Annotated in this window: 2 protein-coding genes; one reads left to right on the plus strand and one right to left on the minus strand. The window is 62.6% G+C overall.

Going from position 1 to position 2,754, the window contains the following annotated elements; all coding sequences use genetic code 11:
- A partial coding sequence (locus EN906_RS29850; RefSeq protein WP_164777461.1) for an acyl-CoA carboxylase subunit beta occupies window positions 1–1,221 on the minus strand: 1,221 nt, incomplete at its 3' end.
- Window positions 1,222–1,629: 408 nt separating this feature from the next.
- On the opposite strand from EN906_RS29850, the gene EN906_RS29855 reads away from it, so the two are divergent.
- On the plus strand, window positions 1,630–2,754 hold a 1,125-nt coding region (locus EN906_RS29855), incomplete at its 3' end, for a DEAD/DEAH box helicase (protein WP_164777462.1).

Below are 2,754 nucleotides of genomic sequence, written 5' to 3' on the forward strand. Positions count from 1 at the left end.
GTCATAGGCGCCGCCATAGGCTTTGCGGGTGATGACGGTGATCTTCGGTACGGTGGCCTCGGCATAGGCGAACAGGAGTTTCGCGCCATGCTTGATCAGCCCGCCATATTCCTGCGCGGTGCCAGGCAGGAAGCCGGGGACATCGACGAAGGTGACGATCGGGATCGAAAAACAGTCGCAGAAGCGCACGAAACGGGCCGCCTTGCGGCTGGCGTCGGAATCGAGCACGCCGGCCAGCACCATCGGCTGGTTGGCGACGAAGCCGACGGTGCGGCCCTCGACGCGCCCGAACCCGGTGACGATGTTCTTGGCGAAGTTCTGCTGGATTTCGAAGAAGTCGCCTTCGTCGGCAACTTTCATGATCAGTTCCTTGATGTCGTAGGGCTTGTTGGCGTTGTCGGGAATCAGCCGGTCGAGCGACAAATCATGGTCGGTGACCGACTGGTAGCATTCGATCTCGGGAAGCTCCGATGTGTTGGAAGCCGGCAGCAGGTCGACCAGCCGGCGCATCTGCAGCAGCGCCTCGACGTCATTGTCATAGGCTCCGTCGGCGATCGACGATTTCGTCGTATGGACGGAAGCGCCGCCGAGGCTCTCGGCGGTCACCGTCTCGTTGGTCACGGTCTTCACCACATCCGGTCCGGTGACGAACATGTAGGAAGTGTCGCGCACCATGAAGATGAAGTCGGTCATGGCAGGCGAATAGACGTCGCCGCCGGCGCACGGTCCCATGATGACGGAAATCTGCGGAATGACGCCTGAGGCCAGCACGTTGCGCTGAAAGATCTCGGCATAGCCGCCGAGTGCTGCCACGCCTTCCTGGATGCGCGCGCCGCCAGCATCGTAGAGGCCGATGATCGGCGCCCGGTTGCGCAGCGCCATCTCCTGCACCTTGATGACCTTCTCGGCATGCGCTTCCGACAGCGAGCCCCCGAATACGGTAAAGTCCTTGGCGAAGAGGTAGACCGGGCGGCCGTTGACGGTGCCCCAGCCGGTGACGACGCCGTCGCCGGCGATCTTGGTGTTCTCCATGCCGAAGTCGGTCGAGCGGTGCTCGACATACATGTCGAATTCCTCGAACGAGCCCTCGTCGAGAAACACCTCGATGCGTTCGCGCGCGGTGAGCTTGCCCTTCTTGTGCTGGGCATCGATGCGAGCCTGGCCGCCGCCCATGCGGGCAATCTCGCGGCGGCGCTCGAGTTCCTTGAGAACGTCTTTCATCGATTACCTCCCAAGCCAGTGGCATTTCGTGGTAATCGTGCCGGCAAGCGAGCGCAAGCGCCGCTTGCGCCACGGGTTTTGTTGCGCTGCAGCATGACGCCCCTTGCATTTGGCGGCGAACTCAGCCATATGCAGCCCATAGGCGCTTGGGCCGGGAACGAATCCGGCCTTCTCGACGAATGAGACTGGTTGCGTCTGTTTTCCCTCTTTCCGGTATATCGGCCCTTTTTCCGGTAAATCACAAAGCGGTGAAAAAGCCCCGTGGCATGATGCCTGCGGGCACGACAGCGCAGCCGAGTGGACGAATACGTCCGCCCGCCTTGTCGTTCATCACAGATTTTTCGACGGCAGGTTGCGCCCTGCCGCCATCGATGTTTGCGGCCAGAAGCCGCGTGAAAGAAGATTATTTTGACCAACGAAAACACTTTGCCCGGTAGCACTGCGGAACTCACCGGTTTCGCGGCACTGGGTATTACGGGCGCGCTGCTCAAGGCCACCCACAACGCCGGCTTCGCCGAGCCGAAGCCGATCCAGGCACAGGCGATCCCCCCTCAGATGGAAGGCCGTGACATTTTCGGCATCGCCCAGACCGGCTCCGGCAAGACCGCGGCCTTCGCGCTGCCGATCTTGTCGAAGATCATTGCGCTTGGCACCAAGCGCCGGCCGAAGACGGCGCGTGCGCTGATTCTGGCGCCGACGCGCGAACTCGCCGTGCAGATCGAAGACACGATCAAGATCCTCGCCAAGGGTGCGCATGTCTCGACCGCGCTCGTGCTCGGCGGCGTGTCCCGCTTCAGTCAGGTGAAGAAGGTTGCTCCCGGCGTCGACATCCTGATCGCCACGCCCGGCCGGTTGACCGACCTTGTGCGTGAGGGCGACCTCGTGCTTGCCGACACCAAATGGCTGGTGCTCGACGAAGGCGACCGCATGCTCGACATGGGCTTCATCAACGACGTCAAGCGCATCGCCAAGGCGACGGCGCCCGACCGTCAGACGGTGCTGTTCTCGGCGACCATGCCCAATGAAATCGCCGAACTGGCCAAGGGCCTGCTGAAGAACCCGATCCGCGTCGAAGTCGCGCCGCAAAGCACGGCGGCGGCCGAGATCGTGCAGGGCGTCGTCTTTGCCCGCACCAAGCAGAAGCGCCAGGTTCTGTCGACGATGCTCGCCGACGAGGCGATGAAGTCCGTCATCATCTTCTCGCGCACCAAGCATGGTGCCGACAGGGTGACCAAGGACCTAGAGCGCGACGGCTTCAAGGCCGCCGTCATCCACGGCAACAAGTCGCAGAATGCCCGCCAGAAAGCGCTGAACGATTTCCGCGACGGCTCGGTGCGCATTCTGGTGGCGACCGACATTGCGGCGCGCGGCATCGACGTCCCCGGCATCAGCCATGTCGTGAATTTCGACCTGCCTGATGAAGCCGAGAGCTACGTCCACCGCATCGGACGTACCGGCCGCAACGGCATGGACGGCATCGCGATCACGCTTTGCGATCCTTCCGAGAACAGCAAGCTGCGCCAGGTCGAGCGC

Source organism: Mesorhizobium sp. M7A.F.Ca.CA.004.06.1.1, from assembly GCF_003999135.1.
Lineage (GTDB): Bacteria > Pseudomonadota > Alphaproteobacteria > Rhizobiales > Rhizobiaceae > Mesorhizobium.